A 25,786-nucleotide genomic window follows, 5' to 3' on the forward strand; every position below is an offset into this window, starting at 1 on the left:
GGGGTGAGCGAGGAGACGAACGGGCGTACCGGGCGGGTGCTGGTCCTGGTGCTGCCCGAGGTGAATCTGCTGGACCTCGGCGGCCCTGTGCAGGTGTTCGACGCCGCGGCGCATCTCGGCGGCGGCTACCGGCTGGAGTTCGTCGCCGAGACGGACGGTCTGCGGTCCGCGCAAGGCCTGCGGCTGGCGGGGCTGGCACCGCTGTCGACGAGCCGGGCGGCAGCCGGCGACCTGGTGCTCGTGCCGGGCCCCAGGCTGACCGGATCAGACCGGCCGGTGACACCCGCCGTGGTGCGCTGGGTGCGCGAGGCCCACGACGCGGGTGCCCGGGTGGCGTCCGTGTGCAGCGGTGCGGTCGTCCTGGGGGAGGCGGGGCTGTTGGACGGCAGGGCGTGCACGACCCACTGGTCGCTCACCTCGGCGATGCGCGACCGGTACCCGCGGGCCCGGGTGCGTGAGGCCGCGCTCTACGTGCACGACGGGCGGATCAGCACCAGCGCGGGCATCTCGTCGGGGATCGATCTCGCGTTGTCCCTGGTCGAGCGGGAGCGCGGCCCCGAACTGGCCGCGGGAGTCGCGCGTGAGCTGGTGCTGTACCTGCGGCGGGACGGGGACGCGGCACAGATCAGTCCGTTCCTGCGGCACCGCGACCACGTCCAGCCCGCGGTGCACCGGGTGCAGGACCATCTGGCGCAGCATCTGGACGTCGCCTTCACCCTGCGTGAACTCGCAGGCATCGCCGGGCTGTCCCCGCGCGGTCTGACGCGGGCCTTCACCACGGCTGCCGGCATCACCCCGTTCGCCTACCAGCGGCAACTGCGGCTGGAGCGGGCCCGCGCCCTGCTGTCCGGTACCGACCTGACGGTGGAGGCGGTCGCGCTCCGGTGCGGATACCGTGACGCCCGGCAGCTGCGCCGGGTGGTCGCTGAAGCCTTCGGAGCGCCGCCCTCGCTGCTGCGCGTACCAGCGCGGCCGCCTGCCTGACGGACTGGCCTCCTCGGCGAAGGGGCCTTCTTCCCGGCCGCTTTCGCCCGCTTCTCTCCCTTCCTCTCTCTCCTGTTCCCCTTTCCCGTTTCCCACTTCCACGAGGGCCGACGGCACCGTGCTGCCAAAAACGTGCCCGGATTGTTGAGGTATGTCTTGCTCAAGATGAGTTCCGAGGCGCGCAAGGGGCACCGGGCGCTGCGCCGCACCGGCTGGGTACTGCTGGGCACAGCTCTGGCGACCGCGTCCTTCGCGGGGATCGCCTTCGCGGGAGTGAGCGCGTCGATGGCCGACAGCTTCGCCGTTGCCCCTCCCGGATCCGATGCCGGGGTCTGGCCTGCCGCCCGGCCGGTACCGGAGGGCAGGATCACGGTGGCGGTCGCGGTCGGCAACGAGGGCTCCGTGGCCACCGATGTACTCGCGCCCTACCAGGTGTTCGCCGAGTCGCCGGACATGTTCGTCTACACGGTGGCGGCCGAACGCCGCGTCTCCCCGCTGTCCGGCGGCGCCCACCTGCTGCCCGACCACACGCTGGCCGAGGTGGCGGACGGCACCCTGCCGGAACCCGACGTGGTGGTCGTGCCCGCCGTGACCGACCCCACCGGCGCGGGCGAGGAACGCCTGCGCCGGTGGATCGTCGAACGCCACCACAAGGGCGCCCGGATCCTCGGGGTGTGCGCGGGCTCCGAACTGCTGGCCGCCTCCGGCCTGCTCGACGGCCGCGACGCCACCTCGTTCTGGTCCAACATCACTTCCCTGGAAAGCAGTTACCCGAAGGTCGCGTGGAAGCGAGGGCTGCGCTACGTCGAGGACGGGCGGGTGACCACCACCGCGGGCGTCACCTCCGGCACCATGGGCGCGCTGCGGTTGGTCGAGGAACTGGCCGGCCCAGCGGAGGCGACCCGCATCGGCACCGGCCTGTCCTACCCCGGCTGGACTCCGGACGGACCGACCGCGATACCGGCCAACCATCTCGCCCTCGGCGACCTCCCGTACGCCTTCAACGCCGCATTCCCGTGGCTGCGCCCCACCACGGCCATCGGACTGGTCGACGGAGTCGAGGAGATCGACGCGGCCGCCGCCTTCGAGGGGTACGGCGGAGTCTCCTTCGCCACCCGGACGCTGGTGATCGGAGCCGGTGACACCGTCACCACCCGCCACGGCCTGGTCCTCGTCACCCGGCCGGCGAAGGGGGGCGCCCACGGGGCGGATCGCTTCGTGGTGCCCGGCGTCAGGAACACCTCCGACCTCGGCGGTGCACTGGAGGGCTGGGCCCGCCGCAACGGGCTCGCCGCCGAACTGCCCGGCGGAGGACGGCGGTCCGGGGAGTTCGGCTTCGATCCGGTGCTGCGGGACCTTGCCGAGAGCAGCGACCGTCGCACGGCGCTGGCCACCGCGAAGTTCTCCGAGTACCCCTCGGCCCACCTGGAGCTGACCGGCGCATCCTGGCCCTGGCGGTCCACCCTGCTGGCCGCGGCGGCGGTCGTCCTGAGCGTGGGGGTGGGGCTGGCACCGACGGCGATCCGACACACGGTTCGACACACGGTTCAACGGCGGCGCCCCGCGGCGTAGCTCCCCTGACGCTCGGTGCCTCTCCGGGCGTGCCGGTTCGAGCGTTCCCGTGGACGCGTGGTTCAGGTGCGGCGGTGGGCGCGGTCGCAGTGTCCGCAAGGGTGGCAACGCCCGCAACGGCTACCGCTCGAAGACGGTGATGACCGAGGCCGGGCCGGTCACGGTCGAGGTCCCGCGGGACCGGGCCGGGACGTTCGAGCCGAAGGTCCTGCCCAGGCATTCACGCCGTACCGAGGGACTGGACAATCTCGTCGTATCGCTGACCGCCAAGGGCCTGACCTCGAGCGAGATCGTCGCGCACCTCGCCGAGGTCTACGGCATGACGACCAGCAAGGAGACCTTCTCCACGATCACCGACCGGGTCCTGGACGGCATGGCCGAATGGCGAAGTCGCCCGCTCGACCCCGTCTACCCGTTCCTGTTCGTGGACGCCGTGAACATCAAGGTCCGCTGTCCTCCAAGACGTCCTCACCACGGGAGCTCCGCTGTTGAAACAGGCTGCCATAACGCGGACGGCCGGAGTGTTTGCGCCTGGGCTGGGAGGAGGCCCCGAGCGGGATGCTGTCCCGGGGCAGCTACACCGCCAAGTCGACCTTCGTGGACGACGACGGCAAGACGCTCGGGGAGGTTGAGTACGCCTACGACATCACCCCGAACTGGCCGGCCGCCGAGTAGACCGACTGACGCGACTCCTCACTACCCCTCGCCAAGGGCCGGTACCCGCCCTGCCCTTGGTGAGGCGGCCGGGCGCAGCCTCGTCCGTGGACCGGATCAGTTGGGACGGTCCGGGCCAGTGGCGGACTGCGGTCGATACTGTGGTTCCCGACGAGGGGGACAAGTTGTCGCTGGTGAAGAAGGGTTCGCGTCTGATCACCGTCGACGGTGTGGTGTACCGGTGGCGGGTGATCGGCAGCGTCCGCTGCTGCGTCCCGTGCAGCAACGGCGTTTCGGATTTCGCGGTCCAACGGGTCGGCCGGAGGAGCGCGGTGCTCCTGGCCGGCACGTCGGCGTTTCCGGTCGTGCCGTCCGTCGTCGAGGCGGGAGTCCGCGCGGCGCTCGGTCGGGGATGGCGATCCATGGAGACCGGACCCGCCTTCTCCCTGGGGGAGTTGGTGTAGAGCCGAGGTCACAGCCCCGGTGCTCGGCAGGTGGCCGTGGTCCGGGGGTCTGCGGCCCGTGGGCGGGACCTGTCGGAGGGGGCTTCTACGATCCCGGGCATGGACATCGACGCATGGTGGGGCATTATCGGGCAGGCGCGCGCCGTGGTCGGGGACCGGGCCGACGACCGGGATCCGCCCGATGACCCGTTGCCCGGAGCGCTGGTCGACGTACTCGCGGCGCTGGAGCCGGCCGACATCATCGACTTCTATGTGAAGCACATCGAGGTGACCGACGCCGCGGAGCGGTATCCGCTGAAGTGGGCCGCCTTCCTGATCGAGGGCAGCGTCTCGGACGACGGTTTCATGGACTTCCGTGACGGGCTGCCCTTGCTCGGACGGGAGACGTTCAGCCGCGCGGTGGCCGATCCCGACTCCCTGGCCGATCTGCCGGCGGTCGTCAGGATGAGCCGCGACGAGGGCGGCTGGATCGGCTTCGAGGCGCTGAGCCTCCCGATCACGGACGCGTACCGGAAGGTCCGGGGCGAGACCGACACGCTCGGGGCGGCGGTGGAGACCGCGATCAACGGTATGACGCGTCCCGACCGGCCGGGTGGTGGCACCTGGGATCCGGAGGACGACGACGCGATGCGGCGCCACCTTCCCCGACTCGCGGCACTCTTCCTGGACTGACGGGGCGGTTCCCGAGGTGCCGGTTCCCGAGGTGCTCGCCAACTTGCCTTTTCTCCCGTGGAGTTGTGAGGCCAGTGGCGGTTCGTTCGGCCCATGACAGGCCATCCAGGCCATTCGGCGACCGGTTGTGGACAGGGAGCGGCCCTCCTGGGGGAATCCGGTACTCCGTTCGTGATGGCCTGCCACACTGCCCGACAAGAGCGATGTGACATGTCACAGTGCTCTCGGCGTCCGTCGGGAGCACCGAATGAGGGAGGGACCCCTTGAAACGCTTCTCCGCCGTGCTCGCCGGTACCGCCGCCCTGGCGGCGCTGACCGGCGTCCAGGCCGCCACCGCCTACGCCGCCACCGCCGCGACCGGCTCCCTGGCCGGACCGGTAGGCACCACCGTCTGCGGCAGCCCGGGCGCGCCGAACTACGTCACCATCAGGGCCTGTATCACCGTCAACGGCAACCAGGTGCACGCGTCCGGGCGCGCCACGCCGACCAGCCCGACCTGGCAGGACCAGCAGGTCTCCTTCCGGCTGACCAGCACCGGCATCACCAGCCCGCCGTTCGCCACCGTCACCCCGACCGTCCTGATCCCGGCCGGAGGGGCCGAGGTCGGCGGCATCACGGGCACCGTGCCCTGCGGCACGACGGTGAGCGCCACGTTCAGTGTGGAGCAGCCCGGCTGGTCGCCGTCGACCGCGACCGTGTCGACCGTCGTGACCTGCTGACCGGGGCGTGTGAGGACCGGCCTGACCCGGTCTGACCTGGCGTGATCCGTCCGCCTCCTCTTGGGTGACCAGCCGCGATCGGCTCGCCCGGGGGAGGCGGACGGCGGTGCCCGGGACGCTGTCGGTTGCGTCCGTCATCGCTTGACCGCACCGTGGTTCGCGGCCGTCGATCGAGGGTTCACAGGTACGGTCGCAGGTCGTCGCGGTGAGCGGTGGTGCTGCCTTCAGGCCGCCAGGAACGACTGTGCCGGGACAGGGTCCAGCCTTCCGGCGCGTGCCGAGCGGCACTGATCCAGGCCGCGAGTTCGGGAAGGGCGATCTGCCGCAGGACGTGTCGAGCCGCCGCCCGTTCGGCGGCCGGGAGCGGAGCAAGACGAACCCGCACGGTGCACCACCATCCGGGATGGATGCCGCCGCCGTAGTTGGCGGAGATGGGTGGCATCCACTCGGCGTGCAACGCGGTCCCGTCCCCCCAGAGTCGGTCGCCGAAATCCAGGTCGACGGCATCCGTCTCCTGCGCGCCGAGGACGGTGCGGATGTCCGTCGGGGTGAGCGGCCACGACAGGCCGCGCGGCAGACGGCGGTTACGGGCTGGCATGCGCCCGAGGATGGCAGACGCCCTGCGGAAGCGCATGCGCATTTCGACCCGGCTCCACCGAGATGCCGGTCAACTTCCTTGGGAACGGCCGGACTTCGGCGAGGCGTGCCAGGTTGAACACCCTCAGGGCCTCGGGCGACCGTCCCGGCTCGGCCACCGTTTCGCCCGTTCTCAGTGAACACGGCGGATCTTCAGGGGTGCCGTCCTGCCGGTCGACCGGCCGCCCTCAGGCGCCTGCCGGGCCGATCGCACCTTGGACTTCTCGACTTTCTCATGCCACGTCAGGTAGCCGATGGTCACGCCAAGTTGGCAGCCGAAGTGGATCCTCCGATCTGTCGAGAGTGATAGCCCGGTGACGGTTGGTCATGACAGGATCAGTGCGGGTCGACACCGTGTCGGCCGAAAGAAGGAGGAGACATGACCGAGGACAGCAAGGCGACGGCGTCCGCCGAGGGCAAGACTCCGTCCGGCAAGTACGCAGGCACTGAAATCAAGATCGAGGGCGAGGATCACATCATCATTCGGGAGGACGAGGTTCCGGTGACCACCGACACCGAGTGATACGCCCGCGCTTCGGTCCGGGCTGATCTTCGCCCGTGCTGGAACGGAGCGCTGCCCAGCTACGAGAAGGGCCCCGTCGGTCGCCACCGGAAGGGCCCTTTCCGCTGCGGCTCCCGCAGGCCGCAGGCTCGCCCTCCGTACCGCTTCCGGGAACAGCCCGGAGGCGGCCGTGTCATCGTGGACGGTGAGGCGCAGCAGGGCGTCGAGGTCGCTGTAGCGGGTGCTCCAGGGGGCCAGGATCAGCGGTCCGGGGCGGGCCTGACGGGATCCAGGCATGCGGAGTCTCGCGCAGCCCGCACGCGGCCACGAATCACAGCGACCACCGACGGCATGGTCGAGGTCGACGCGGAGGTGGCGATGAGGGTCGTGTTCGTGCACGGGGCGTGCGTGCGGGACGGTTCGTGGTGGTGGCACCGCGCCGCCGACCTGCTTCAGGAGCGAGGGGTTCCGAGCGTCGCCCCGGCGCTGCCGAGCTGCGGCGAGGCGGGCCCGCCCGGCGGCGTCGGCGGTCCGGGGCTGCCCGAGGACGTCGCCGCGGTGCGGCGGGTGCTGCAGGCCGGCGACGAGCCGAGCGTCGTGGTCGCCCACAGTTACGGCGGTGTCGTCACCGCGGAGGCCGCCGCGGGAGTCGGGTCGGTGCGCCACCTGCTGCTGGTCTCCAGCTACCTGCCCGAGGTCGGGCAGAGCCTGTCGGAGTTCGGGGACGGCCGCCCCGCCCCGTTCCTCGACGTCGACCCCGACGCCGGCACGTTCGGGGTCCGCTCCGAGCTGCTCGTGGACACGTTCCTGCAGGACTGCGACCCCGAGGTCCAGGCGCAGGCGGCGGGCCACCTCGCCCGGCAGAGCGTGCGGGTGACCGGGCAGCCGGTCCGGGCTGCCGCATGGCGGCAGGTGCCCTCGACCTACCTGGTCTGTGCTCAGGACCGGGGCACCCCGCCGCAGTTGCAGCGCGAGTTCGCCCGCCGGGCCGGCCACGTCGTCGAGCTCGACGCCGGCCACCACCCGTTCCTGTCCCAGCCGGCGGCGGTCCGGGACCTGCTGCTGAGCCTGTGACGGCGGCGGCTGAACACCTCACGGGACACCGGACGCACCGACGCCCCGAGGCGCACCGTCTCAACCCTGCGACGGCGTCCAGAACGCGGTGATCCTCGCGACTCCGGGCCCGATCCCCTGCCAGGAACCGTCGAACTCGAGGACGACCACGGAGGCGGTCGGGAACCCGGACTCCTCCACCCGCCGCGAGTGGTCGCCGTCGGCCGTTCCGACGAGGAGCCGGACCAGCTCGGGCAGGCTCGGATTGTGTCCGACGACGACCAGGTCGCCCACGTCGTCCGAACTCCCCCGCACCATCGCGACCAGCTCGCCGATCCCCGCCTCCCCCCGATGGATCTCCACACTGAGGTCGTAGAGCCCCTGCTCGTGGACCGTCTCGGGGAGCCGCGGCAACGCGGCGCCCACGCGTTCCCAGGTCTCCCTGGTCCGGCGGGCGCCGGACACCCGCGCGAGATCGGGCGTGATGCCCGAACCCGCGAGCCATCGTCCGGCCCGGGACGCCTCCTCCTGGCCCCGCTCGTCGAGGCGCCGTTCCTCGTCGACCGCCGTCTCCCGTTCGGCCTGCGCATGACGGATCAGGACGAGCCTGCGGCCGGTACCCACGATCACGTTGACCTCCCCATGTCCGCGGGCCGTGGCGCGGCCCGGCGGAATCGCTTGATCCTTTGCATCCGAACACTATCCGGCCGCAGGTCCGCACAGCCGCGGTCTCGGAGTGATGCCCCGTCACACCGGTGCGGTCGGGACGTCAGGGCGCGGGGATGCGCTGGGCGAGGAAGAGGGCGGCGCGGTCGAGTGCCTGGTCGGCTTCGTCGAGGGTGCCGCCGGCGAAGGCCTGGAAGACGTGGGGGGCGTCGGCGGTGATGTCGAGGATGACGTCGACCCCGGCGTCGCGTGCGCGGGCGGCGAGGCGGGTGGAGTCGTCGAGGAGGATCTCGTTGGCGCCCACCTGGAGAAGGAGCGGGGGGAAGCCGGTCAGGTCGGCGAAGAGGGCCGGGCTGAGGAGGGGCTGCTCGGGGTCCTGGCCGGCGAGGTACATGGCCCCGGTGTGCATCACGTCCTCGCGGGTGAAGATCGGGTCGATGTCCTCCTTGGTCGTCATGCTCTCCCCGCTGCGGGTGGCGTCCAGGCCCGGGGAGAAGGCCACGATCGCGGCGGGCAGCGGCAGGCCCGCGTCGCGGGCGGCGAGGGCGGTGGTGACCGCGTAACCGCCGCCGGCGGAGTCCCCGGCGAACGCGATGGCGGACGCGTCCAGGCCGCTGTCGAGGAGGGCGCGGTAGGCGCTCAGGTTGTCTTCCAGGCCGGCCGGGAACGGGTGCTCGGGGGCCAGCCGGTAGTCCACCGAGTACGCGTCGAGCCCGGTCTTCGAGACGAGCTGCGCGGTCAGCGACAGCGCGGTCTCGGGAGAGCCGAAGACGAAGCCGCCACCGTGGAAGTACAGGATCGTGCCCGGGCGCGCGCCGCTGTCCGGGGTGACGTGCAGGGCGGGCCGGCCGCCGAGCGCGGCCCGAGTGGTGCGGACGTCGTCCGGCACGATCATCGTGTCCATCAGCGCCCTGAACCCGGCGCGCAGCTCCTCGACGGAGCGCTTGCCCTCCGGCCGGGGCCGGCGGAGCATCGCGTCGATCGTGGCGAGCTGTTCCTTGCTCATCTGCGTTCCTCCCGTGGAATGGCTTCCTCTACACTATATGCCGTGGAATATACATCGGACCGCCTCGCCGACCTCCAGGGATTCTTCGCGGATCTCGTCCGCTGCGAGACGCGCCTGTACAACGCGCTGAACGACCGCCTGCGCGAGCGGCACGGGATCGTGACCTCGCAGTTCGAGTTCCTGCGGTTCCTGCGCGAGCACCCGGGGGCCCGGGTGGCCGACCTCGCCGCGGAGTTCGCCATCGGAGCCGGCGCGACCAGCAAGGGCGTCGACCGCCTGGAGAAGCAGGGCTGGGTCGTCCGCCAGGCCAACCCGGCGGACCGCCGGTCCTCGCTGCTGGCCCTGACCGACGACGGTTCACAGCTCCTCGACGCCGCCGAGGCAACCTTCACCGCGGGCCTGAGCGAGCTGGTCGAAGGCACCCTCGACCAGTCCACGACGGCAGCCACCGCCCAGGCCCTCCGCCGCCTGCGCTCCGCGCTCGAACGCGACCAGGTCGGCACCCCCACCGGCTGAAAGCACGAGCCCGGTCGACTGCCCGCCTACGCGCGACCCGGCGACACCGCGCTCCTCCGCCGTCACCTCCGGTGAAGGCCCTGCCGGGGTTGCCTCCGCGGCCGACGAGGCGCAGGCTGGAGGTGTCCCCTGGAAGCCGTGTAGGGCGAGAGCCCCACGGAAAGCAGGGAGTTCGGGAGCGTCACCGCCTATCCGGAGGAGCGGTCCCCGTCCCGAGCACACCCGGGTGAAACGAAACGAACCGTCCGCCGACTGCGCACGGACGGAGGCCCCCAGCGGGGGGCCGCTCTCGGAACAGCATCTAGCCGCGTCGTACGCGACGCTCCGTCCGGCCAGTGAGCACGGACGGCACCAACGAAAGCATTGCAGGCGTCAAGAACGAGAGTGTAAGTCGCAGGAGCAGGAGAGGCCCCCTCCTGGTAGAGGGGGCCGACGCCTGCCCCGGGCAGGCCTCGCCGCCGCTTCAAGCCCCCCTGCCGGCTGCGGTGTCCGCTCGGGACAGGGCTCAGCCGTCCAGTGAGAGTGCGTTCTTGGCGTGCGCGACGGATTCCTCCGAGGCGGGTCCGCCGGGGTTCTCGGTGGCCAGGGCCTGGTTGAGGGTGACGAACGGGCGCATCCGCCGCTCGTAGCGGGCGTACGCGGCGCGGTGGTCGCCGTCGGCCCGGGCAAGGCAGTCGGCCAGCACGTGGGCGCCCACGAGGGCCAGGCTGGTGCCCTGCCCCGAGAGGGGGGAAGGGCAGTAGCCGGCGTCCCCGAGCAGGGTCACCCGGCCCCGTGACCACTGGTCGATGCGGATCTGGGCCATGGCGTCGCAGTAGAAGTCGGGGGCCGTTCGGGCGGCCTCGGCCAAGCGGTTCCCTTCCCATCGCATCGACGCGAGCTTGTCCACGACGAGCTGCCGGAGGGCGTCGCCGCCGCGGAGGTCCTCGGCGAGGGGGGCGGACTCGAAGCCGAAGGCGATCCTGAGTTCGGTGTTGTCGCGTACGGGCATGATGCCGAAGCCCGCGTCGCCGTCCCGCAGCCACACCTGCCAGTCGTCCAGGGCGAGGAAGTTGTCCGCGCTGAACACCGAGAGGCAGCTGCCCAGGTGGTGGGCGAAGCGCTCCTCCGGGCCGAAGGCCAGGCGCCGTACGGTGGAGTGCAGGCCGTCAGCCCCGACCACGAGGTCGAAGGTGCGGGACGGTCCGTGCGCGAAGTCGACGCGCACGCCGGTCTCGTCCTCGTCGAGCACGGTGATGCTGTCGCCGAAGAGGTACTCGACGCCCGCGCGTGTGTGCTCGTGCACCATCCTGACCAGGTCCTCGCGCAGCACCTCGATGTCTTCGCTGTCGAGCCGTCCGCTGCTGAAGGTCGCCTCGGTGGAGCGGCCGACCTCGCGGCCGTCGGGGTCGAGGATCGACATGCCGCGCATCCGGGTCCGTGCGCTACTTGCCTGCTCCAACAGGCCCATCCGCTCCACGACTTCCAGTGCGACACCGCGGATGTCCACGGCCTGGCCGCCGGGGCGCCGGCATGGAGCGCGTTCGACGACGGTGGGCGCGAATCCGTGGCGACGCAGCCAGTAGGCGAGGACGGGCCCGGCGATTCCGCCGCCGGAGATGAGTACGGTCTGCATGAGGAGCTCCTCCAGTGCTCTGTACGGTGTACGCGCCCTGAACGTACGTCGTACGCGCAGACCCTTCAACTAGCCATCTGCGGCCGTGTACTAGATCAGAATCCCGTCCATTCGGCGTTGCCGCTGCTACCTTCTGTACTAGTACACAATAGGAAGGCGGCAGGTCGTGACGAAGACCACAGGGACAGCTGGTGATCCGCCCTATCTGCGTATCGTCGCCGCGATCCGACGACGCATCGCGCACGGTGAACTGGCCCCCGGGGACCGGGTTCCCTCGACCCGGCAGATCGCGACGGAATGGGGCGTCGCGCTCGCCACCGCCACCAAAGCCCTGACCACCCTGCGCCTGGAGGGACTTGTCGAGGCCCGGCCCCGGATCGGCACGGTCGTCGCCGGAACCACCCCCGCCGCCCCCGCCGCGCCGGCCCGCAGGCGCCCGTCACCCGCCCCGGACTCCGCGCAGGCGCAGGAGCAGGAGCTGAGCCTCGACCGGATCGTCCGTACCGCCATCGAGATCGCCGACACCGAAGGGCTCTCGGCGCTCTCCATGCGCGGCGTCGCGGCCCGCCTCGGCGTCGCGGCGATGTCGACCTACCGGTACGTCCCGAGCAAGGAAGACCTCGTCCTGCGCATGGCCGACGCCGCGTTCGGCGAGAAGTCCTACCCCGCAGAAGCCCCCGAGGATTGGCGCACCCGCATCGAGCTGGGCGCCCGGACCCTGTGGAGCCTGTACCGGCGGCACCCGTGGCTGGCCCAACTCGGCTCCCTCACACGCCCGCTGATCGTGCCCAATCTGATGGTCCACGGCGAGTGGGTGCTGAGCGCCCTCGACGGCCACGGACTCGACCCCACAGCACTGTTCGACATCCACGTCCTGCTCTACAACCACGTCCAGGGCCTCGCGGTGCACCTGGAGATGGAGGCGCACGCCGAAGCCACCACGGGCCAGTCGGAAGACCAGTGGATGGACAGCCGCACCCCCGCCCTCCAGGAACTGGTGGAATCCGGCCGCTTCCCGGCCTTCACCAAGGTGGTCGGAGCCTTCGAGGACGGCTACGACCTGCGTCTCGACGCGCTCTTCGAATTCGGCCTCAAGACACTCCTCGACGGCCTGGCTTCCCTCGTCGAAGGCCGGGAAGCCGCCACGTAGAAACACGAGCGGCCTCCCCCGGTGTCCGGCCTGCCAGCGCGCCCTGGCGCCACCGCGCGCCTGAAGCAGCGACTGGAAGAGTCTGCGCTCGTTCGCACCGATGACCCCGCACACTCCTCGTCGTCCGACGCGGCGACGCAGGGCGGCGATCTGAGCATCGTGTCGCTGCCCGCGCACCGCATCGACGCGGACCAGCGCCCGCAGGAGTTCACCGTCCGCTACACCGACAGCACCAGGCTTCCGCAGGCCCTGCAGATCCTCGTCGTCTCCCCCGAACACGGCCCCTACCTCCAGACCGGCGACGTCCGCCTGGAACGGTTCGACACCGCGACCCGACAGTGGGAGCCCGTGGACCTGGGCTCGCAGACCGGCACCCTCTACACCCGCATCCCGCTCACCGGCCGCGTCCTCGCCGACGGCGACACGAGCGTCCGCTTCCGGATCGCCGCCGCGCACGACCTGGGCGCCACGCTCCAGCACCTGACCGTGCAGCCGCGCGGCATCCTCTACGCCGCCCCGCAGACCGGCCGGGCGTGACCACAGGCACCACCCCGCACGCCCGCCCACCACACGGGCGCCGCGAAACGCAGGTCGAGCACCACCCCGGCCCAGGTGGATTGGGCCTCCCGACCTCGCACAGGCCGGACGGAAAGCGCCGGTGGAGCCGCCCGGCGTGCACGCCGCTGCGGGACTCGCAGTCCTCGGTGCGGCACGCGGTGGCACCGATCCAGCGTCAGCCCCGCGACCGGCCCGGCGGTCACCCCGCCGACGCACCGCCGGTCGCGTCGGCCGCGTCGAGCGGGAGCCGGCCAGGCCCGCCGGAGCAGGGCGCACCGTCGTTCAGATGCGTGGCCGCCCACCGCCCCAGCTCGGCCAACGAGGGCTCCAACGCGTTGCCCGCTTCGGTCAGCCGGTAGGAGACCCGCAGCGGAGGGCCGGCGTCCACCTCCCGCAGGATCAAGCCGGCCTCGCCGAGTTCGGTGAGCCGCTCCGAGAGCATGCGCTCGCTGATGCCCGGGATGGCCCGCCGAAGATCGGCGAAGTACACGGGCCCCGGCATCAGGGTGGCGACGATCAGGCCCGTCCACCGCTTGCCGAAGAGCTGGAAGACGCGCGCAATGCCCTCGTCGGCCTTCCTGCATGCCTGCTCGCCGTGATTCGCCATGCCACCAGGGTAGCCCGCGCCGTATGTGACTTTAGAAAAGTAAGTAGCTATGTTATTACTAGCTACGCAAGAAACTTCCCCCCTCTAGCTCCGGAGCCCTCCATGGCCACCCTGCTGCACCTCGACTCCTCCGCCCTGCCCCACGGCTCCGCCTCCCGCGAGGTCACGGCCACCTTCCGCAAGGCATGGGAGGAGCAGCACCCCGAGGGCACGGTCGTCTACCGCGACCTCGCGGCCGAGCCGCTGCCGCACCTCACCGCTGCCGGCATCACGGCCGCCTTCGCCGACCCGGCCGACCACACGGACGAGCAGAAGGCCGCTTTCGCCCTGCGCACCGAGCTGGCCGCGGAGCTGGAGAACGCGGACGCGGTGCTCATCGGCGCCCCCATGTACAACTTCACGATCCCCTCCAGCCTCAAGGCATGGCTGGACCACGTGATCATCATGGGCCGCACCGGCGGTGAGAACTCCTCCGTGGCGGGCAAGCCCGTCACCGTCGTCGCCAGCCGCGGCGGCTCCTACGCGCCCGGCACCCCGCGCGAGGACTTCGAGTTCGCGGCCAAGTACCTGGAGAAGGCGCTGACCGGCCTGCTCGGCCTCAAGGTCGACGTCATCACGCCCGAACTGACCCTGGCCCGCACCGTCCCCGCGATGGCCGACCTGGTCGACCTGTCGGACGCCTCCCGCGCCCAGGCCCACGAGCAGGCCGCCGCCAAGGCCAAGGCCCTCGCCGCCGACCTCTCCGCCTGACCGGCACCTGACCGGCACCTGCGGGCCGCACATCGGCACGGCGCGGACCGAACCCGGCCCGCGCCACCGCCACTGATGTCGTCGCGAGGGCGTCGCGGGGCCGCCCCCGCCCCGCCCTCGCGCCGCTTCCGCGACGACGAAGGCCCCCGGATTCGGGCCCCACCACACCACCACCGGGCGGAAGCAGGCGCGCGACTCACCAGCCCGCGACGCCGTACCCCGCCCGAACCCCACTGCCTGCCCCACCGCGAAAGACGGTCGCCATGACCCGCCACATCACCGACCCCACCCAGCCCTCCACCGGGCTGTCCGACCTCAGCACCGGCCCCTGGGTCCTGGACCCGGCCACGTCGTCAGTGGAGATCAAGCACAAGTCGATGTGGGGGCTGGCCACGATCAGGGCCGCCTTCACCAAGCTCAGCGGCGAAGGCGAGATCAGCCCCGACGGCTCCGCGCGCGGCACACTGACCGTCGAGGCCGCATCGATCCTCAGCAAGCAGGCCAAACTCGACACCCACCTGCGCTCCGCGGACTTCTTCGACGTCGACAGGTATCCGACGTTCACCTTCACCGCCACCCGCGTCGTCGCCGACAGCGCCGGAACCGCCAAGGTCACCGGCAGCCTCACCGTGCTCGGCACCACCCGGCCGCTCACCTTCACCGCCCGCGCCACCGCCGCCGGCCCGCACGAGGTGACCCTCAGCGGCGAGATCACCGTCGACCGCAACGACTTCGGCATGAACTGGAACAGGGCCGGAATGATCAAGGGCCTCACCACCGTCACCCTCACCACCCGCTTCACCCACCGCTGACCCACCGGTCCCCGACCCGGACCCGTATCGGGGCGGGCCCTGGAAGCGGAGATGACCGGGCATCTCGGCTACCAGACGCACGATCCCGCGGGTCGCGGGTCGGAGAAGTCCCGCGACAGGATCCCCGCCCGGAGAACCACGGCCGTATGGTCCGGCCCTGCGCACTGCCCTCCACGGCTTCCACGTAGGCGCGGGCCACCTCGGAGACGGGAGTGCCGTCGGCCGGGTCCATGCCCAGGCTCTCCAAGGTCTCCTTGATCCAGCCCGGACTGACGAGGTTGATCCGCAGGTTCCGCGGCACCTCACCGGCCGCGTTGCGGACGAAGCCCTCCAGGCCGGCGTTGATGAGCGCCCCCAGCGACCCGCCGGCCATCGGAGCGGCGAACGTGCCTCCGGTCAACGTGATGGAGCCGCCGTCCCGCAGATGTCTCACGGCCCGCCGGGCCAGGGCGACCTGCCCCAGGAGCTTGGCCCGCATTCCCTCGGCGAACTCGCCGTCCGTGGCCGACACCAGGTCCACCAACGGTCCGCTGGCGGCACAGCACACCACGGCGTCGAGGCCCGACACTTCGTCGAAGAGCGCGTCCAGAGAGGAGGGATCCTCCAGATCCACCGTCACCGGGCCTCCACGCGACGCCTCCACCACCTGATGAGCGGCCTCCAACGCACTGACGACAGCACTGCCGACCGTTCCGGTCGCCCCGATCACAAGTACCTTCATGCCACCGATCTTTACAGTGGTGGCAGCCCGAGCGCGCGTGTTCACCGATCGACGAGCACCCCAGGAGGAGCCGTCGGGGCCGGCGGTGTCCGTCGTCGCGCTCGGCCGGGTCCGGTACGGGATGCCGATCGGCGTCTGTGCCGCGTGCAGGGTTCGCTGCGGTCTCGGAGAGACGGTGTCCGATCCTGGATGACGAACACCCGGCAGATCAGACAGTCACCGGCCGTTGGAGCTCAGGTCGCGTCCCGGACCGGCTGCGGGTAGCCGATCTCGGCGATGTCCTCGGCCAGGTCCGCGAGGGTGACCTCCGCGTTGAGCGACGACACGACTTCCTGGCTCAGCGGTCGCAGGGCATACACATCGCGCACCGCGTCCAGGTCCACGGGGACCTCGTAGTAGTCCTCGGCGAAGCGCTGGAACGCTGCCGGCGAACGGTCGACCAGGAGCTCGAACAGGCCCGTGGCCCCGTCGGGGTCGGAAGAACCGGCGGGGAAGTCGATCACGCCGTGCTGCCACCGATCGTCCGTCACCCCCCGCCACAGGCAGGCCGTGACGACGGGCACGTCGTCCTCGTCGGTGAACGCCGGCTCCTCGACAAAGGCCCTGAAGACCTCCGGGACATCGTCGATCACCCCCGGCCAGGGCTCGCCCTCGTTGCCGTACGGGCTCATCGGCGCTTCGTGGTCGAAGCCGCGGACATACGCCCCGGCCGCCGAGAAGACGACGGAGTACTCGTCCCCCGACCCGTTCCGCATCGAGGCCATCTCCTCGCCGTCGGCCCAGCCGGCATTGAAGGAGTAGCACCGGCCCTCCCAGTCCGGGCTCAGGATCGCATCGAGCATCGCCAGTGAGCGGCAAAGGTTCCGCAGGTCGGCGATGGAGGGGAACTGGCGAGCTACGTCTTGGACAGTCACGTGCTCATCCAACCGGATGCCTCTGACACCCGGATTCTCGACCCGGGCCCGTCACACCCAGGAGTGGTTCCGAGGCCGGGCGAGCCACCTCGCGACAGTTGGACACGCGAGCTCGCCGACTGCTGTCCAGACCAGCAGGCGGTAAGCGTTGGCGGTGGCAGCTGCGATGCCACCGGACGGTGAAGGCCTTTGCGCGTGCTGCCGCCCGGATGGTGAAGTGGCACGGTGATCAACCATGACGGAACGTCAACTGTTCGACCGTTGACCCTGGCTTGGGTGGGCCGGCACCTGGGGGCCGGCGAGCGGATCGTCGGGATCGAGGTACTGCACGGCGGCATCACCGCCGAAATGCGGAGGCTGACCATCGGCGCGCGGGACGGAGGCACCCGTGACCTGGTGCTGCGGAGTTTCGTCGACCCGTTCTCCGTGTAGCACGCCGACGACTGGCTGGGCAGGGAGGCCGGCGCCCTGACCCTGCTGGCGGGGACCGGCGTGCCGGCTCCTGCGCTGGTCGCGGTTGATCCGACCGCCGCACAGTGCGAGTATCCGTCGCTCCTCATGACGCATCTGGCGGGCCGGTCGGTCCTCGACGATGAGGGGGTGGAGGAACGTGTCCCCCTGCTGGCCCGCCAGCTCGTCGCGATCCACGCGCTGCGGCCGACCGAACGGCCCCGGGACTATGTGACGTTGACGACCGCCGACACCGTCGTGGTGCCGAAGGGCGCCGACGCGGCGGCATGGGCCGCGGCGATCGACGTGATCCGCAGGCCCCCGCCGCCCGGTGAAGGACGGTTCCTGCACCGGGACTTCCAACCCGGCAACGTACTGTTCGACGTGCCGCCCCCAGGGCAGGCAGGTGTGCGGATCACCGGCGTCGTCGACTGGGCGGCGGCCTCCTGGGGCCCGGCGGACCTCGACGTGGCGCACTGCTCCACCAATCTCGCGCTGCTGCACGGCCCGGCGTGGGGTCAGCGGTTCGCCGAGGCGTACGAGGAGGCCGGCGGGGTGCCGGCCGCGACCGCGAGCGAGCGGCTGTACTGGCGGGTGCGGGACGGACTGGCGTGCTCGGAGGAAGTGCGGTCGGTGGCGCGGCCCTGGCGGGAGGCCGGGAGGACGGAGCTGACGACGCGCGCCGTGGAGCAGCGGCTGGACGCCTACGTCACCGCCTTGGTGGACGCCCTGGGCTGAGCCGAGGCGGGCCGGAGCGCGGCCTGCGCGCCAGGAGACTGGGCAAATGTGACTCTGCGCAACTGTTCGAGTGGACGCCGGATAGGTCGTGTGCAGATAATGCTATCGGGGAGTGGGTGGGTTCAAGGTCGCTCCGAAAGCACCTCGTTCGGGCCGTGCAGCACCGCGCGCCACGGATCGAGGTCGCGCTGCCGAACGTGGACGCGGAGTCAGGCCCTCCATGGGCGTTCAGTTCACCAGCCAGGGCGAAGGAAAACCAGTGACGCACAGTAACGGCAATCAGTACACCGAGCAGGCCGTTGAGGCCCGCTACCAGAACTCGTTCGGCCGGGCCGCCGGGTACCTTCCGGCGGACCGGGCCGTCGTCCACGCCTGGCTGGACGAACTCGGCGGGTACGTCGAGCGGCAGCAGGCGCAGGGCGCGATCGTCCGGCACAACTCGGTGGCCGAGCTGGCGAGGCTGATCGACCGGGATCCCGTGGTGCGGATGTACGTGAGCCTGATGATCGAGCAGGCTGCGGAGAGTTGGAAGGGCAAGGTGCGCGACATTCCCGACCTGCTCGACCACCTCGACACCATCGTCACCTGGGCCCCGCGCTACACCGACGAGGTCCACTTTCCGATGTCCGCCCTGTTCGTCGACATGATGTACACGCCCGCCGGCGAAGCGGCGTTCCGCAACAGGGACCTCAACAGGGCGCTTCTGGGGATCCTGCGGGAGTGGTGCACGTACCTGGACAGCCCGGCCAGCCGTGAGGTGCTGACCACCGACCAGTGGCTGTCACCGGATGCTCGGCAGAAGCTCAAGCTCGACGACTTCGAAGTCGATTTCACCCAGCCCTACGGTGGGCTGGCCTCGTTCAACGACTTCTTCCACCGGGAGGTCAGGCCCGGCAAACGCCCGGTCGCTGGCAGCACGAATCCCAAGGTCATCGTCGCCCCCAACGACGGCAAGGTGGTCAAGATCCAGGGGAACGTGCAGCGCACCGACGAGTTCTGGGTCAAGGGCCAGCGCTACTCCCTCTACGACATGCTGGACGGCAGCGATCTGACGGACGGCTTCGTCGGAGGCGCCGTCTACCAGTCGTTCCTCTCCGGTGGTGACTACCACCGCTGGCACACCCCGGTCAGCGGTACGGTCATCAGCGCCCGGGTGGTCGAGGGGCTCACGTTCACCGAACTCGAATCGGCGGGCTACGACAAGGATGCCGGAGTTCAGTCCCAGATCTACGAGGCCTCGGTCAACGCCCGCGCCCTGATCTTCATCAAGAGCCCCGACCCCGTCGGCGTCGTCTGCGTGATGCCCGTCGGCATCACCGAGATCTCCTCGCTCACCATCGGGGTCACGCAGGGGCAGCACGTCGACAAGGGCGACGAGTTGGGGTACTTCAGCTACGGCGGTTCCAGTATGGTGCTGGTCTTCCAACCAGGTGCCGTATCCGCCTTCGACGTCCGGGACAACACGACCGGAGACATGACGCAGGGCCAGTGGTGCGCGGTCAACTCTCAGATCGCCCAGACCCCCTGAGGACCACGGGATCCGGCAGGGCGCCGGCCGGTGGCAGCCGGGTACCGCCGGATCGTGTGGCCCGGGGCCGGGGGCGCGATGGCCGCAGCAGCAACACCACGAATCTCACGCCGCAGGGGATCCGGTGCTCTCCTGCGCCCAGGAGTTCAACCCGGACACCGTGCGCGACAGCAACCCGCAGGTACGAGGATTTCCGCAGGCACGGACTGCTCCCCCCGTCCCAGACGGACTACTGACGTCGTGACCATGGCCGTACCCGGCCGAACGCCTCGGTCCACCTTCCGAGTCGGGGCGTTCGGTCAGGTACGGCCATGGCTACGACATCGCGGGCACCGCCTTCGGGGCCGTCGCCTCACGGTCGCCCTGGTGCTTCGCCTTGCCGAGGAGGTCCAGCAGGTACGCCTCCGCGAGCGTCATCTTCCCGAGTTCGCCGATGTCCACGCTCTCGGGCGCGGAGTGGATGCTGTACTTCGGCTCCTCGCAGGCATACCACGGGTTCAGGGCGGGCTGTTCGAGGAACTGTTTCAGCGCGGTGATGGCGTCCTCCGCTTCTGGGTGGGCGCGATTTCCGCTCCAGCCGGATGAACCGCGTGAGTCCACCCGCGGCACGGTCCGGTATCGGTCGGCGCACGGCGCATGCAGAGCCACCCTCAATAGGCATATGAAATGATTTCTATTGAGAATACCTCACTCCTCATATGCCCCTTTCGTCACTGCGCTCCCAATCACCCCGTACAGGTAGCGGAATTTCGCCGAACCACTCGACACCGTTCTTCGGGTGTGGGACAGTCAATTTGAACCACCTGGTTTTGAGGAGCACAAGTTGCCCGTTTCCAGGAAATTGATCTCGCCCGATGGAAACATCTGGGAAACCGACGAAATCACGGCCCGCGTAATCGCCGCCACCGAATTCCTCGCACGCCGTGGCGTCGAACCCGGTTCGCGGGTGATGATGAGCGGGTCCAATTCCCCGGAATGGGTCGTCACGCTGCTCGCGCTCATTCACCTCGACGCTTCGGTGGTCCTGGCCGATCATCGCGCCACCCCGTCGCAGCGATCGAAGATCCGCGCCCAGGCGCGCGTGGTGCTCGAAATCGGCGACGGTAGGGGCGGCACCGCGGCGCCGCGCCCCGCTTCGAACACCTCTGCCGTGCCCGACGTCGCGAGCTGGGCACGGCGTCAGGACGCCGCAATCTCCTGGTCGTCGGGTACGACGGGCAGCCCCAAAGGCATCGTCCGCTCCGGCCGTTCGATCCTGGACAACCTCGCGCTCAGTGCGGAACGCATGGGGTACCGGCCTGACGACGTCTTCCTGCCCGTCCTGCCGTACTCCCACCAGTACGGTCTGTCACTGGTCCTCTGCTGGTGGCTGGGCGGAGGCACGCTCGTGGTCTACGGGCCGACCACGCGCCTGGACCATGCGCTCGCGGTCGGCGTGGACCACGGCCTCTCCGTCGTCGACGGGGCCCCGTCGACCTACTACAGCCTGCTCAACCTGCTCGACCGTCGCCCCGCCCTCGTGAACGCGCTGGAGACGGTACGGGCCTGGTGCGTGGGCGGCGCGCCGCTGGGGAGCAGCCTGGCGGCCCGGTTCCACGCCCGCACGGGCCGGCACCTGCTCGACGGCTACGGAGCGACCGAGGCCGGAAACATCGCGCTGGCGCCCCCTGCCGATCCGGTCGGGTGCGGCACGCCGCTGCCCGGTGTGGTCGTCGAAGTCCACGACGACCACGGCAGGCCGCTTCCGCACGGCCGGCTCGGCGAGCTCGTCGTCCGCAGTAGCGGCCTGATGACCGGCCACCTCGGCCCCGACGGCGAGGTCGTTCCGGTTGCGGGTCCCGTTCACCGCACCGGTGACATCGGCCTGGTCGACGACGCCGGCCGCGTCTTCCCGGTCGGACGCAAGCACGCCGCACACCGTGACGGTCACACGCTCTATCCCGACCACCTGGCCAAGCTGGCCGAGTCGGCCGGCGCGCAGACGGAGGTCGTCGCGGTCCCCGACGCGCGTCTGGGCTGTCGCCTGGTGTTCGTGATCACGGACCCGGACGCTCACGAGCCCGCGCACTGGAAACGGCTGCTGCGCCCTGTCCTCGCGCGCTACGAGCAGCCCGACCACATCGTCGTGCTTCCCTCGCTGCCCCTCACGAACACGGGAAAGCCCGACCGGGCCGTTCTGGAGAAGATCGCCATGAGCTCGCTGTCCGCATCGCCCAGGACGACCACCGACGTCACCGCGTCCGACCCGACCGTCGACTCAGCCGTCGGTGGGAGCGGCTACCGCATCCCCTTCGCCGACCGGGTCGATGCGCTGCGCGCGGTGCGCCGGTACGTGGCCGACAACGAGGACGCGGTGATGGGAATCCTCACCGAGATCTCGCCCCACCACACCGCCGGCGCGGAGATCCGCTCGTTCCTCGCCACCCTGGACGGGGCGGAGGAGGAGATCCGTCGCGTCCGGCCCGGCTACGTGCCTCGGGTCGCGGTGTTCATGCCCTCCAACATGCCGCTCCATTCCTACGCGCTCTACATGCTCATAGCATCCCTCTACAGCGAAAGAATCACCTTTCGGCCCTCCTCCGAGATCAAAAGCCAGATGCAGCGCTTGCACGACCTGCTGGCACCGGTTCACGGCCTGCCCATCAGCCTTTCCGAGCTCAGTCAGCGCAAGTTCGTGACGGGCCCGGTACGCGAAGCGGACCTCGTCGTCTTCACCGGCAATTACGCCAATGCAGAGACCGTCCGCGAGGGGCTGGCGGAAGACCAGCTCCTCCTCTTCTTCGGTAACGGCATCAACCCTTTCGTGATCGCACCCGACGCCGATCTCACCCGAGCCGTGCACGACGTCACGAGGCTCCGGCTCTACAACTCGGGCCAGGACTGCTTCGGTCCTGACGTCGTGTTCACGCCGAAGGGCCGCACCGAGGAATTCGTCGACCTGCTGTCCGCCGAACTGGCTTCGCTGCGTTTCGGACGGAACGGCGACCCCGCCGCCGACTACGGTCCGATCTTCTACGACTCGGCGCTGGTGAACTGCTCGGGCTACCTGGTGCACCATGCGCGCCGCATCCGGCACGGCGGGCGCATCGACCTGCCGTCCCGCAAGATCGAGCCGACCGTGCTGCTCTGGGGCTTCGACGACAAGATCCCCCTGGAGGAGATGTTCGCCCCGGTGTTCAACGTCGTGGCCTACCCCAGCGCGAGGCTGCTGCGCGAACGGCTGTCGAACCCCTACTTCAGCGAGCGTGCGCTGGGAGCGATGGTCTACGGGAGCGATCCGCAGACGGTGGATGTCCTGGCCAAGCGTCACCAGACCTGTGTCGACCACACGCTGCTCGACGCCGAGGACGGCAACCGCCCGTTCGGCGGATTCGGGATGCGGGCGAACTACATCTCCTACGGCGGCGAGCGGCACGCCGAACCGCTGCTCATGTCGCAGGCCGTGGCGCAGACCCTCCCCGCGGCTGCCCCCGTCACGGCGAGCGGGGAGTGAGCCAGGTGAATCAGGTGAGCAGGCTGAGCCAGGTGAGCCAGGTGAGCAAACGGTACGCCGACGCGTGGTCCGCGATCGTCGACCTGCTGGTGGCGAACGGGGTGGACACGTGCTTCGGATTGCCCGGCGACGACCTGGCGTTGCTCCGCGCCCTCGACGCCGCCGGCCTGGACCTCGTACCGTGCCGTGACCAGCGCAACGCGATGTACATGGCGACCGGTTACGCCCTGCAGTCCGGCCGGCTCGCCGTATGCGCGCTGGGCAAGGGCCCGGCCGTCACACACGCGGCCACGGGGCTGCTGGAGGCGCGGGAGTCCGGTGCGCCCGTCCTCGTGCTCGCCGCCGGCGTGCCCGAACACCGCCGGGGCAGCGGCGGGTTCCAGGAGCTCGACCAGGTCGCCGTGACAGCGCCGCTCGTGCGGTGGGCGCACCGGGTGGGGCATCCGGACCGGGTCGTCCCCGCGACGGTGACGGCGCTGACCCGGGCTCTGGGGCCGCCGCCCGGGCCGGTGTACCTGGAGGTGCCCGATGACGTCCGCACGGCGGAGCTCCTCGTCACCGGGCCGTGGCCGACGCTGCCCGAACCACTGCTCCTCGACTCCGTTCCCGTGACGCCGGGACCGGCCCTGGCGGCGATCCGCGAGAGCCGGCGCCCGGTGGTGCTGGTGGGCGGCGGAATGCGGCACCGCAACAGCGGTGGCGTGGTCGAGCGCTTCGCCGAACGCCTCGGCGCGGCACTGTTCACCACCGCGTCCGGCCGCGGTGCCGTCGACGAGCACCACCCGCTGTTCTGCGGCGTGGCGGGCCTCTACGCCGCGGCCCCCGCCCGCGAACTGTGGTCCTCCTGCGACCTGGTGGTCTCGCTCGCCGGGCGGCTGGAGGAGACGGTCACCGAAGGCGGGACACCGTGGCCCCCGGTCGCGGTGGTGCAGGTCAACGTGGATCCGGGCGGCCTGTCGGCCGAGTTCGCGGGCCCGCGGGTGCTCGGGGACGCCCGGTACGCCGTGCTCGGCTGGTCGCGGGCGCTGGAGGAGGGCGGCGAGGCCGAGCGCGCGGCCGCGACCGAGGCGTGGGCGGGCAGGATCGCCGTCGCCCGTAAGGCCATGTCGCTCGAGGTGGAGGAGGAACTGGCCCGCGCGGCGACACTGCCGGGGATCCGCATCGCCGAGCTGCTCGCCGCGCTCGATGCCACCGCCGGCGAGCGCCGCGTGCTGGTCCAGGAGAACGGGCTGCAGGACATGTGGTCCTACGGCTTCCCCTTCCACGTCGGTGGCGGGTCCATCGTGCCGTCGGAGCAGACCCCCTTGGGCTTCGGAGCCGCCGCGGCCATCGGGGTCAAACGGGCCGCCCCCGACCACGAGGTCACCGCGTTCATCGGGGACGGAGCGTTCCTCGCGGCCCGCGCGGACATCGCCGTCACCGCTCCGGCCCACGGCGGCGTGCTGTACGTGGTGCTGTGCAACGGCGGCTACGGCTGGCTGGACGCCCAACGAGCCCGCCTCGGTCTCGACGCCGAACGCCATCCCTTCACCCGCCCGGGCGCGCCGCCGCCCGCGGTGGACGGGCCTGACATCCAGTGCCGAGTGCTGCGCGACAAGGCCGCGCTGACCGAGGAGATCCTTGCCGCGCGGCGGTTCTGCTCCCGGGGAGGCACCGCCGTACTCATGGTGCCCGTCGCACCCGACGACATCCTCCCCTGCATCCGCGACGCCGAGGTGGTTCCCCAGTGACGAACGCAGGAGAGCGGGGCGACGCCGGGCGCAGCCCGTCCCGGCGCCGGGTGGTGGTCACCGGGTACGGGGCGGTGACGCCGCTCGGCCACAGTGTCGGCGAGACATGGTCGGCGATGCTCGCCGGGCGCAGCGGCATCGCCACCGTGGACGCGATCGACGTGACCGGTCTCGGAGTCCGGATCGGCGGCCAGGTGCGCGACTTCACACCCGGGCGCTACATGCCGCTGGCGGTCAGCCGCCGCGCCGACCCGTACGCGCAGTACGCCCTCGCCGCGGCGCTGGAGGCGTGCGAGCACGCCGGGCTCGTCGTCGACGAGCGCCTGGCGCCGCGGGTCGCCGTGGTCATCGGCAGCGGCTACGGCCCGGTCGGGTCGATCTACCGTGCCGCGAACATCCTGCGCGACAAGGGGCCGCGGGGCATCAGCCCGTTCACCCAGGTCACCACCGCCATGGACAGCGCCGCCTGCGAGATCAGCATGCGTCTCGGCACGCAGGGGCCCAGCCGGGCCCAGAGCACGGCGTGCGCCAGCGGCGCGGACGCGGTGGGCGCGGGGATGCGCATGATCGGCAGCGGGGAGGCGGACGTCGTCCTGGTCGGCGGCGCCGACGCCTGCGTCACCACCGTCGACCTCGCGGGCAGCGGCAACGCCCGCGCGCTGTCCACGCGCAACGACGACCCGACGGCGGCGTGCCGGCCGTTCGACGCGCACCGCGACGGGTTCGTGATGAGCGAGGGAGCCGCCGTGGTGGTGCTGGAGGCCGCCGAGGTGGCCGACCGGCGAGGGGCGACGGCTCTGGCCGAACTCGCGGGTTACGGAGCGAGTTCCGACGCCCATCACTGGACCGCCCCGCATCCGCAGGGACGCGGCGCGTGCCTCGCCGTCGAGGCGGCGCTGCGGGACGCGGGGATCACGGGGGCGGACGTGGACTACGTCAACGCGCACGGCACCGGAACGCTGCTGAACGACGCCACCGAGACGGCCGTCCTGCGCACGGTGCTGGGTGACCGGGTCACCCGGATCCCGGTCAGCTCCACCAAGTCGATGACCGGGCACATGATCGGTGCCGCCGGAGCGGTCGAGCTCGTGGCGTCGATCCAGGTCCTGCGCACGGGTGACGTCCCGCCGACCATCAACTGCGACGAGCCGATCGACCCCGACATCAACTTCGTGCCGCACCGGGCGCAGCACCACGAGCGGATGCGGATCGCGCTCAGCAACTCGTTCGGCTTCGGCGGCCACAATGCCGCTCTCGTGGTCCGAGCCGTGTGAGG

The 25,786-nt window shown here is 70.8% G+C and carries 24 protein-coding genes and 3 pseudogenes; 19 read left to right on the forward strand and 8 right to left on the reverse strand.

The window, feature by feature from the left end; genetic code table 11:
- Positions 1–3 precede the first annotated feature (3 nt).
- The 7 genes and pseudogenes from OG556_RS34905 (at position 4) to OG556_RS34935 (ending at position 5,065) form a co-directional block, all read left to right on the forward strand.
- Positions 4–984 (forward strand): GlxA family transcriptional regulator, encoded by a 981-nt coding sequence (locus OG556_RS34905; RefSeq protein ID WP_371523077.1) that lies wholly within the window; start codon positions 4–6, stop codon positions 982–984.
- Positions 985–1,149: 165 nt separating this feature from the next.
- Positions 1,150–2,556, forward strand: a complete 1,407-nt coding sequence (locus tag OG556_RS34910; RefSeq protein WP_331743326.1) for a DJ-1/PfpI family protein — start codon at positions 1,150–1,152, stop codon at positions 2,554–2,556.
- Between the two features lie 49 nt (positions 2,557–2,605).
- Positions 2,606–2,995 (forward strand): annotated as a pseudogene (locus OG556_RS34915) (transposase); the annotation flags it as partial.
- An 86-nt stretch (positions 2,996–3,081) separates the two neighbouring features.
- Positions 3,082–3,231 (forward strand): hypothetical protein, encoded by a 150-nt coding sequence (locus OG556_RS34920; protein WP_331743328.1) that lies wholly within the window; start codon positions 3,082–3,084, stop codon positions 3,229–3,231.
- Between the two features lie 140 nt (positions 3,232–3,371).
- The gene (locus OG556_RS34925; protein ID WP_371523078.1) at positions 3,372–3,674 is read left to right on the forward strand and encodes a hypothetical protein; all 303 of its coding nucleotides are present in this window, start codon (positions 3,372–3,374) and stop codon (positions 3,672–3,674) included.
- Between the two features lie 99 nt (positions 3,675–3,773).
- Positions 3,774–4,346 (forward strand): DUF4240 domain-containing protein, encoded by a 573-nt coding sequence (locus tag OG556_RS34930; protein WP_331743330.1) that lies wholly within the window; start codon positions 3,774–3,776, stop codon positions 4,344–4,346.
- A gap of 263 nt (positions 4,347–4,609) precedes the next feature.
- Complete coding sequence (locus OG556_RS34935) at positions 4,610–5,065, forward strand: hypothetical protein (protein WP_331743332.1); 456 nt, start codon at positions 4,610–4,612, stop codon at positions 5,063–5,065.
- A gap of 178 nt (positions 5,066–5,243) precedes the next feature.
- Here OG556_RS34935 and OG556_RS34940 read toward each other — a convergent pair whose 3' ends face one another.
- Entirely contained in the window at positions 5,244–5,705 is a 462-nt protein-coding gene (locus tag OG556_RS34940) for a hypothetical protein (protein ID WP_371523079.1), read from the reverse strand.
- A 375-nt stretch (positions 5,706–6,080) separates the two neighbouring features.
- On the opposite strand from OG556_RS34940, the gene OG556_RS34945 reads away from it, so the two are divergent.
- Positions 6,081–6,224, forward strand: a complete 144-nt coding sequence (locus OG556_RS34945) for a hypothetical protein (RefSeq protein WP_331743335.1) — start codon at positions 6,081–6,083, stop codon at positions 6,222–6,224.
- 357 nt (positions 6,225–6,581) lie between these two features.
- A complete protein-coding gene (locus tag OG556_RS34950; protein WP_331743337.1) occupies positions 6,582–7,277 on the forward strand; it encodes an alpha/beta hydrolase in 696 nt (231 codons plus the stop codon).
- Positions 7,278–7,337: 60 nt separating this feature from the next.
- Here the strand turns inward: OG556_RS34950 and OG556_RS34955 are convergent, their stop codons facing one another.
- Positions 7,338–7,886 (reverse strand): histidine phosphatase family protein, encoded by a 549-nt coding sequence (locus OG556_RS34955; protein ID WP_331743339.1) that lies wholly within the window; start codon positions 7,884–7,886, stop codon positions 7,338–7,340.
- Between the two features lie 139 nt (positions 7,887–8,025).
- A complete protein-coding gene (locus OG556_RS34960) occupies positions 8,026–8,928 on the reverse strand; it encodes an alpha/beta hydrolase (RefSeq protein WP_331743341.1) in 903 nt (300 codons plus the stop codon).
- Between the two features lie 18 nt (positions 8,929–8,946).
- On the opposite strand from OG556_RS34960, the gene OG556_RS34965 reads away from it, so the two are divergent.
- The gene (locus OG556_RS34965) at positions 8,947–9,444 is read left to right on the forward strand and encodes a MarR family transcriptional regulator (protein WP_331743343.1); all 498 of its coding nucleotides are present in this window, start codon (positions 8,947–8,949) and stop codon (positions 9,442–9,444) included.
- A gap of 505 nt (positions 9,445–9,949) precedes the next feature.
- Here OG556_RS34965 and OG556_RS34970 read toward each other — a convergent pair.
- Positions 9,950–11,059, reverse strand: a complete 1,110-nt coding sequence (locus tag OG556_RS34970; protein WP_331743345.1) for an FAD-dependent monooxygenase — start codon at positions 11,057–11,059, stop codon at positions 9,950–9,952.
- Between the two features lie 166 nt (positions 11,060–11,225).
- Between OG556_RS34970 and OG556_RS34975 the strand changes: the two genes are divergently transcribed.
- Positions 11,226–12,209 carry a TetR/AcrR family transcriptional regulator C-terminal domain-containing protein gene (locus OG556_RS34975; RefSeq protein WP_331743347.1) on the forward strand — a complete coding sequence of 328 codons (984 nt, stop codon included), beginning with the start codon at positions 11,226–11,228 and terminating at the stop codon, positions 12,207–12,209.
- Positions 12,210–12,368: 159 nt separating this feature from the next.
- Complete coding sequence (locus OG556_RS34980; protein ID WP_331743349.1) at positions 12,369–12,746, forward strand: hypothetical protein; 378 nt, start codon at positions 12,369–12,371, stop codon at positions 12,744–12,746.
- A 220-nt stretch (positions 12,747–12,966) separates the two neighbouring features.
- On the opposite strand, the gene OG556_RS34985 is transcribed toward OG556_RS34980, so the two are convergent.
- Positions 12,967–13,374: a helix-turn-helix domain-containing protein gene (locus tag OG556_RS34985; protein ID WP_331743351.1), complete on the reverse strand. Its 408-nt coding sequence runs from the start codon at positions 13,372–13,374 to the stop codon at positions 12,967–12,969.
- 102 nt (positions 13,375–13,476) lie between these two features.
- Here OG556_RS34985 and OG556_RS34990 point away from each other — a divergent pair, with 102 nt between their 5' ends.
- Complete coding sequence (locus tag OG556_RS34990) at positions 13,477–14,124, forward strand: NAD(P)H-dependent oxidoreductase (RefSeq protein WP_331743353.1); 648 nt, start codon at positions 13,477–13,479, stop codon at positions 14,122–14,124.
- Between the two features lie 263 nt (positions 14,125–14,387).
- Positions 14,388–14,936 (forward strand): YceI family protein, encoded by a 549-nt coding sequence (locus tag OG556_RS34995; RefSeq protein WP_331743355.1) that lies wholly within the window; start codon positions 14,388–14,390, stop codon positions 14,934–14,936.
- Between the two features lie 139 nt (positions 14,937–15,075).
- On the opposite strand, the pseudogene OG556_RS35000 reads toward OG556_RS34995, so the two are convergent.
- A pseudogene (locus tag OG556_RS35000) lies at positions 15,076–15,657 on the reverse strand (short chain dehydrogenase); the annotation flags it as partial.
- Positions 15,658–15,890: 233 nt separating this feature from the next.
- Positions 15,891–16,571 (reverse strand): hypothetical protein, encoded by a 681-nt coding sequence (locus OG556_RS35005; protein ID WP_331743357.1) that lies wholly within the window; start codon positions 16,569–16,571, stop codon positions 15,891–15,893.
- 228 nt (positions 16,572–16,799) lie between these two features.
- Here OG556_RS35005 and OG556_RS35010 point away from each other — a divergent pair.
- Both OG556_RS35010 and OG556_RS35015 read left to right on the forward strand, forming a co-directional pair.
- A pseudogene (locus tag OG556_RS35010) lies at positions 16,800–17,759 on the forward strand (phosphotransferase family protein).
- 259 nt (positions 17,760–18,018) lie between these two features.
- Positions 18,019–19,287 (forward strand): phosphatidylserine decarboxylase family protein, encoded by a 1,269-nt coding sequence (locus tag OG556_RS35015; RefSeq protein ID WP_331743360.1) that lies wholly within the window; start codon positions 18,019–18,021, stop codon positions 19,285–19,287.
- A gap of 315 nt (positions 19,288–19,602) precedes the next feature.
- Here the strand turns inward: OG556_RS35015 and OG556_RS35020 are convergent, their stop codons facing one another.
- Positions 19,603–19,887: a hypothetical protein gene (locus tag OG556_RS35020; RefSeq protein ID WP_331743363.1), complete on the reverse strand. Its 285-nt coding sequence runs from the start codon at positions 19,885–19,887 to the stop codon at positions 19,603–19,605.
- Positions 19,888–20,110: 223 nt separating this feature from the next.
- Between OG556_RS35020 and OG556_RS35025 the strand changes: the two genes are divergently transcribed.
- The 3 genes from OG556_RS35025 to fabF are packed head-to-tail and all read left to right on the forward strand — an operon-like array spanning position 20,111 to position 25,784.
- Positions 20,111–22,780, forward strand: a complete 2,670-nt coding sequence (locus OG556_RS35025) for an aldehyde dehydrogenase family protein (protein ID WP_371523080.1) — start codon at positions 20,111–20,113, stop codon at positions 22,778–22,780.
- Positions 22,781–22,794: 14 nt separating this feature from the next.
- Positions 22,795–24,510, forward strand: coding sequence for a thiamine pyrophosphate-binding protein (locus tag OG556_RS35030; protein WP_331743369.1), 1,716 nt, complete (start codon positions 22,795–22,797; stop codon positions 24,508–24,510).
- The gene (fabF, locus tag OG556_RS35035; protein ID WP_331743372.1) at positions 24,507–25,784 is read left to right on the forward strand and encodes a beta-ketoacyl-ACP synthase II; all 1,278 of its coding nucleotides are present in this window, start codon (positions 24,507–24,509) and stop codon (positions 25,782–25,784) included. The genes OG556_RS35030 and fabF overlap by 4 nt, the downstream gene beginning before the upstream one ends.
- Positions 25,785–25,786: the final 2 nt, after the last annotated feature.

The sequence above is a fragment of the Kitasatospora sp. NBC_01300 genome, assembly GCF_041435235.1.
In the GTDB taxonomy this organism is placed as follows: domain Bacteria; phylum Actinomycetota; class Actinomycetes; order Streptomycetales; family Streptomycetaceae; genus Kitasatospora.

Excerpts from the sequence above, each read along its gene's own strand:
- OG556_RS34910 (WP_331743326.1), top strand. The coding sequence starts at position 1,150 with ATGAGTTCCGAGGCGCGCAAGGGGCACCGGGCGCTGCGCCGCACCGGC.
- OG556_RS34930 (WP_331743330.1), top strand. The coding sequence starts at position 3,774 with ATGGACATCGACGCATGGTGGGGCATTATCGGGCAGGCGCGCGCCGTG.
- OG556_RS34940 (WP_371523079.1), bottom strand. The coding sequence starts at position 5,705 with ATGCGCATGCGCTTCCGCAGGGCGTCTGCCATCCTCGGGCGCATGCCA.
- OG556_RS34945 (WP_331743335.1), top strand. The coding sequence starts at position 6,081 with ATGACCGAGGACAGCAAGGCGACGGCGTCCGCCGAGGGCAAGACTCCG.
- OG556_RS34950 (WP_331743337.1), top strand. The coding sequence starts at position 6,582 with ATGAGGGTCGTGTTCGTGCACGGGGCGTGCGTGCGGGACGGTTCGTGG.
- OG556_RS34960 (WP_331743341.1), bottom strand. The coding sequence starts at position 8,928 with ATGAGCAAGGAACAGCTCGCCACGATCGACGCGATGCTCCGCCGGCCC.
- OG556_RS34965 (WP_331743343.1), top strand. The coding sequence starts at position 8,947 with ATGGCTTCCTCTACACTATATGCCGTGGAATATACATCGGACCGCCTC.
- OG556_RS34970 (WP_331743345.1), bottom strand. The coding sequence starts at position 11,059 with ATGCAGACCGTACTCATCTCCGGCGGCGGAATCGCCGGGCCCGTCCTC.
- OG556_RS34985 (WP_331743351.1), bottom strand. The coding sequence starts at position 13,374 with ATGGCGAATCACGGCGAGCAGGCATGCAGGAAGGCCGACGAGGGCATT.
- OG556_RS34990 (WP_331743353.1), top strand. The coding sequence starts at position 13,477 with ATGGCCACCCTGCTGCACCTCGACTCCTCCGCCCTGCCCCACGGCTCC.
- OG556_RS34995 (WP_331743355.1), top strand. The coding sequence starts at position 14,388 with ATGACCCGCCACATCACCGACCCCACCCAGCCCTCCACCGGGCTGTCC.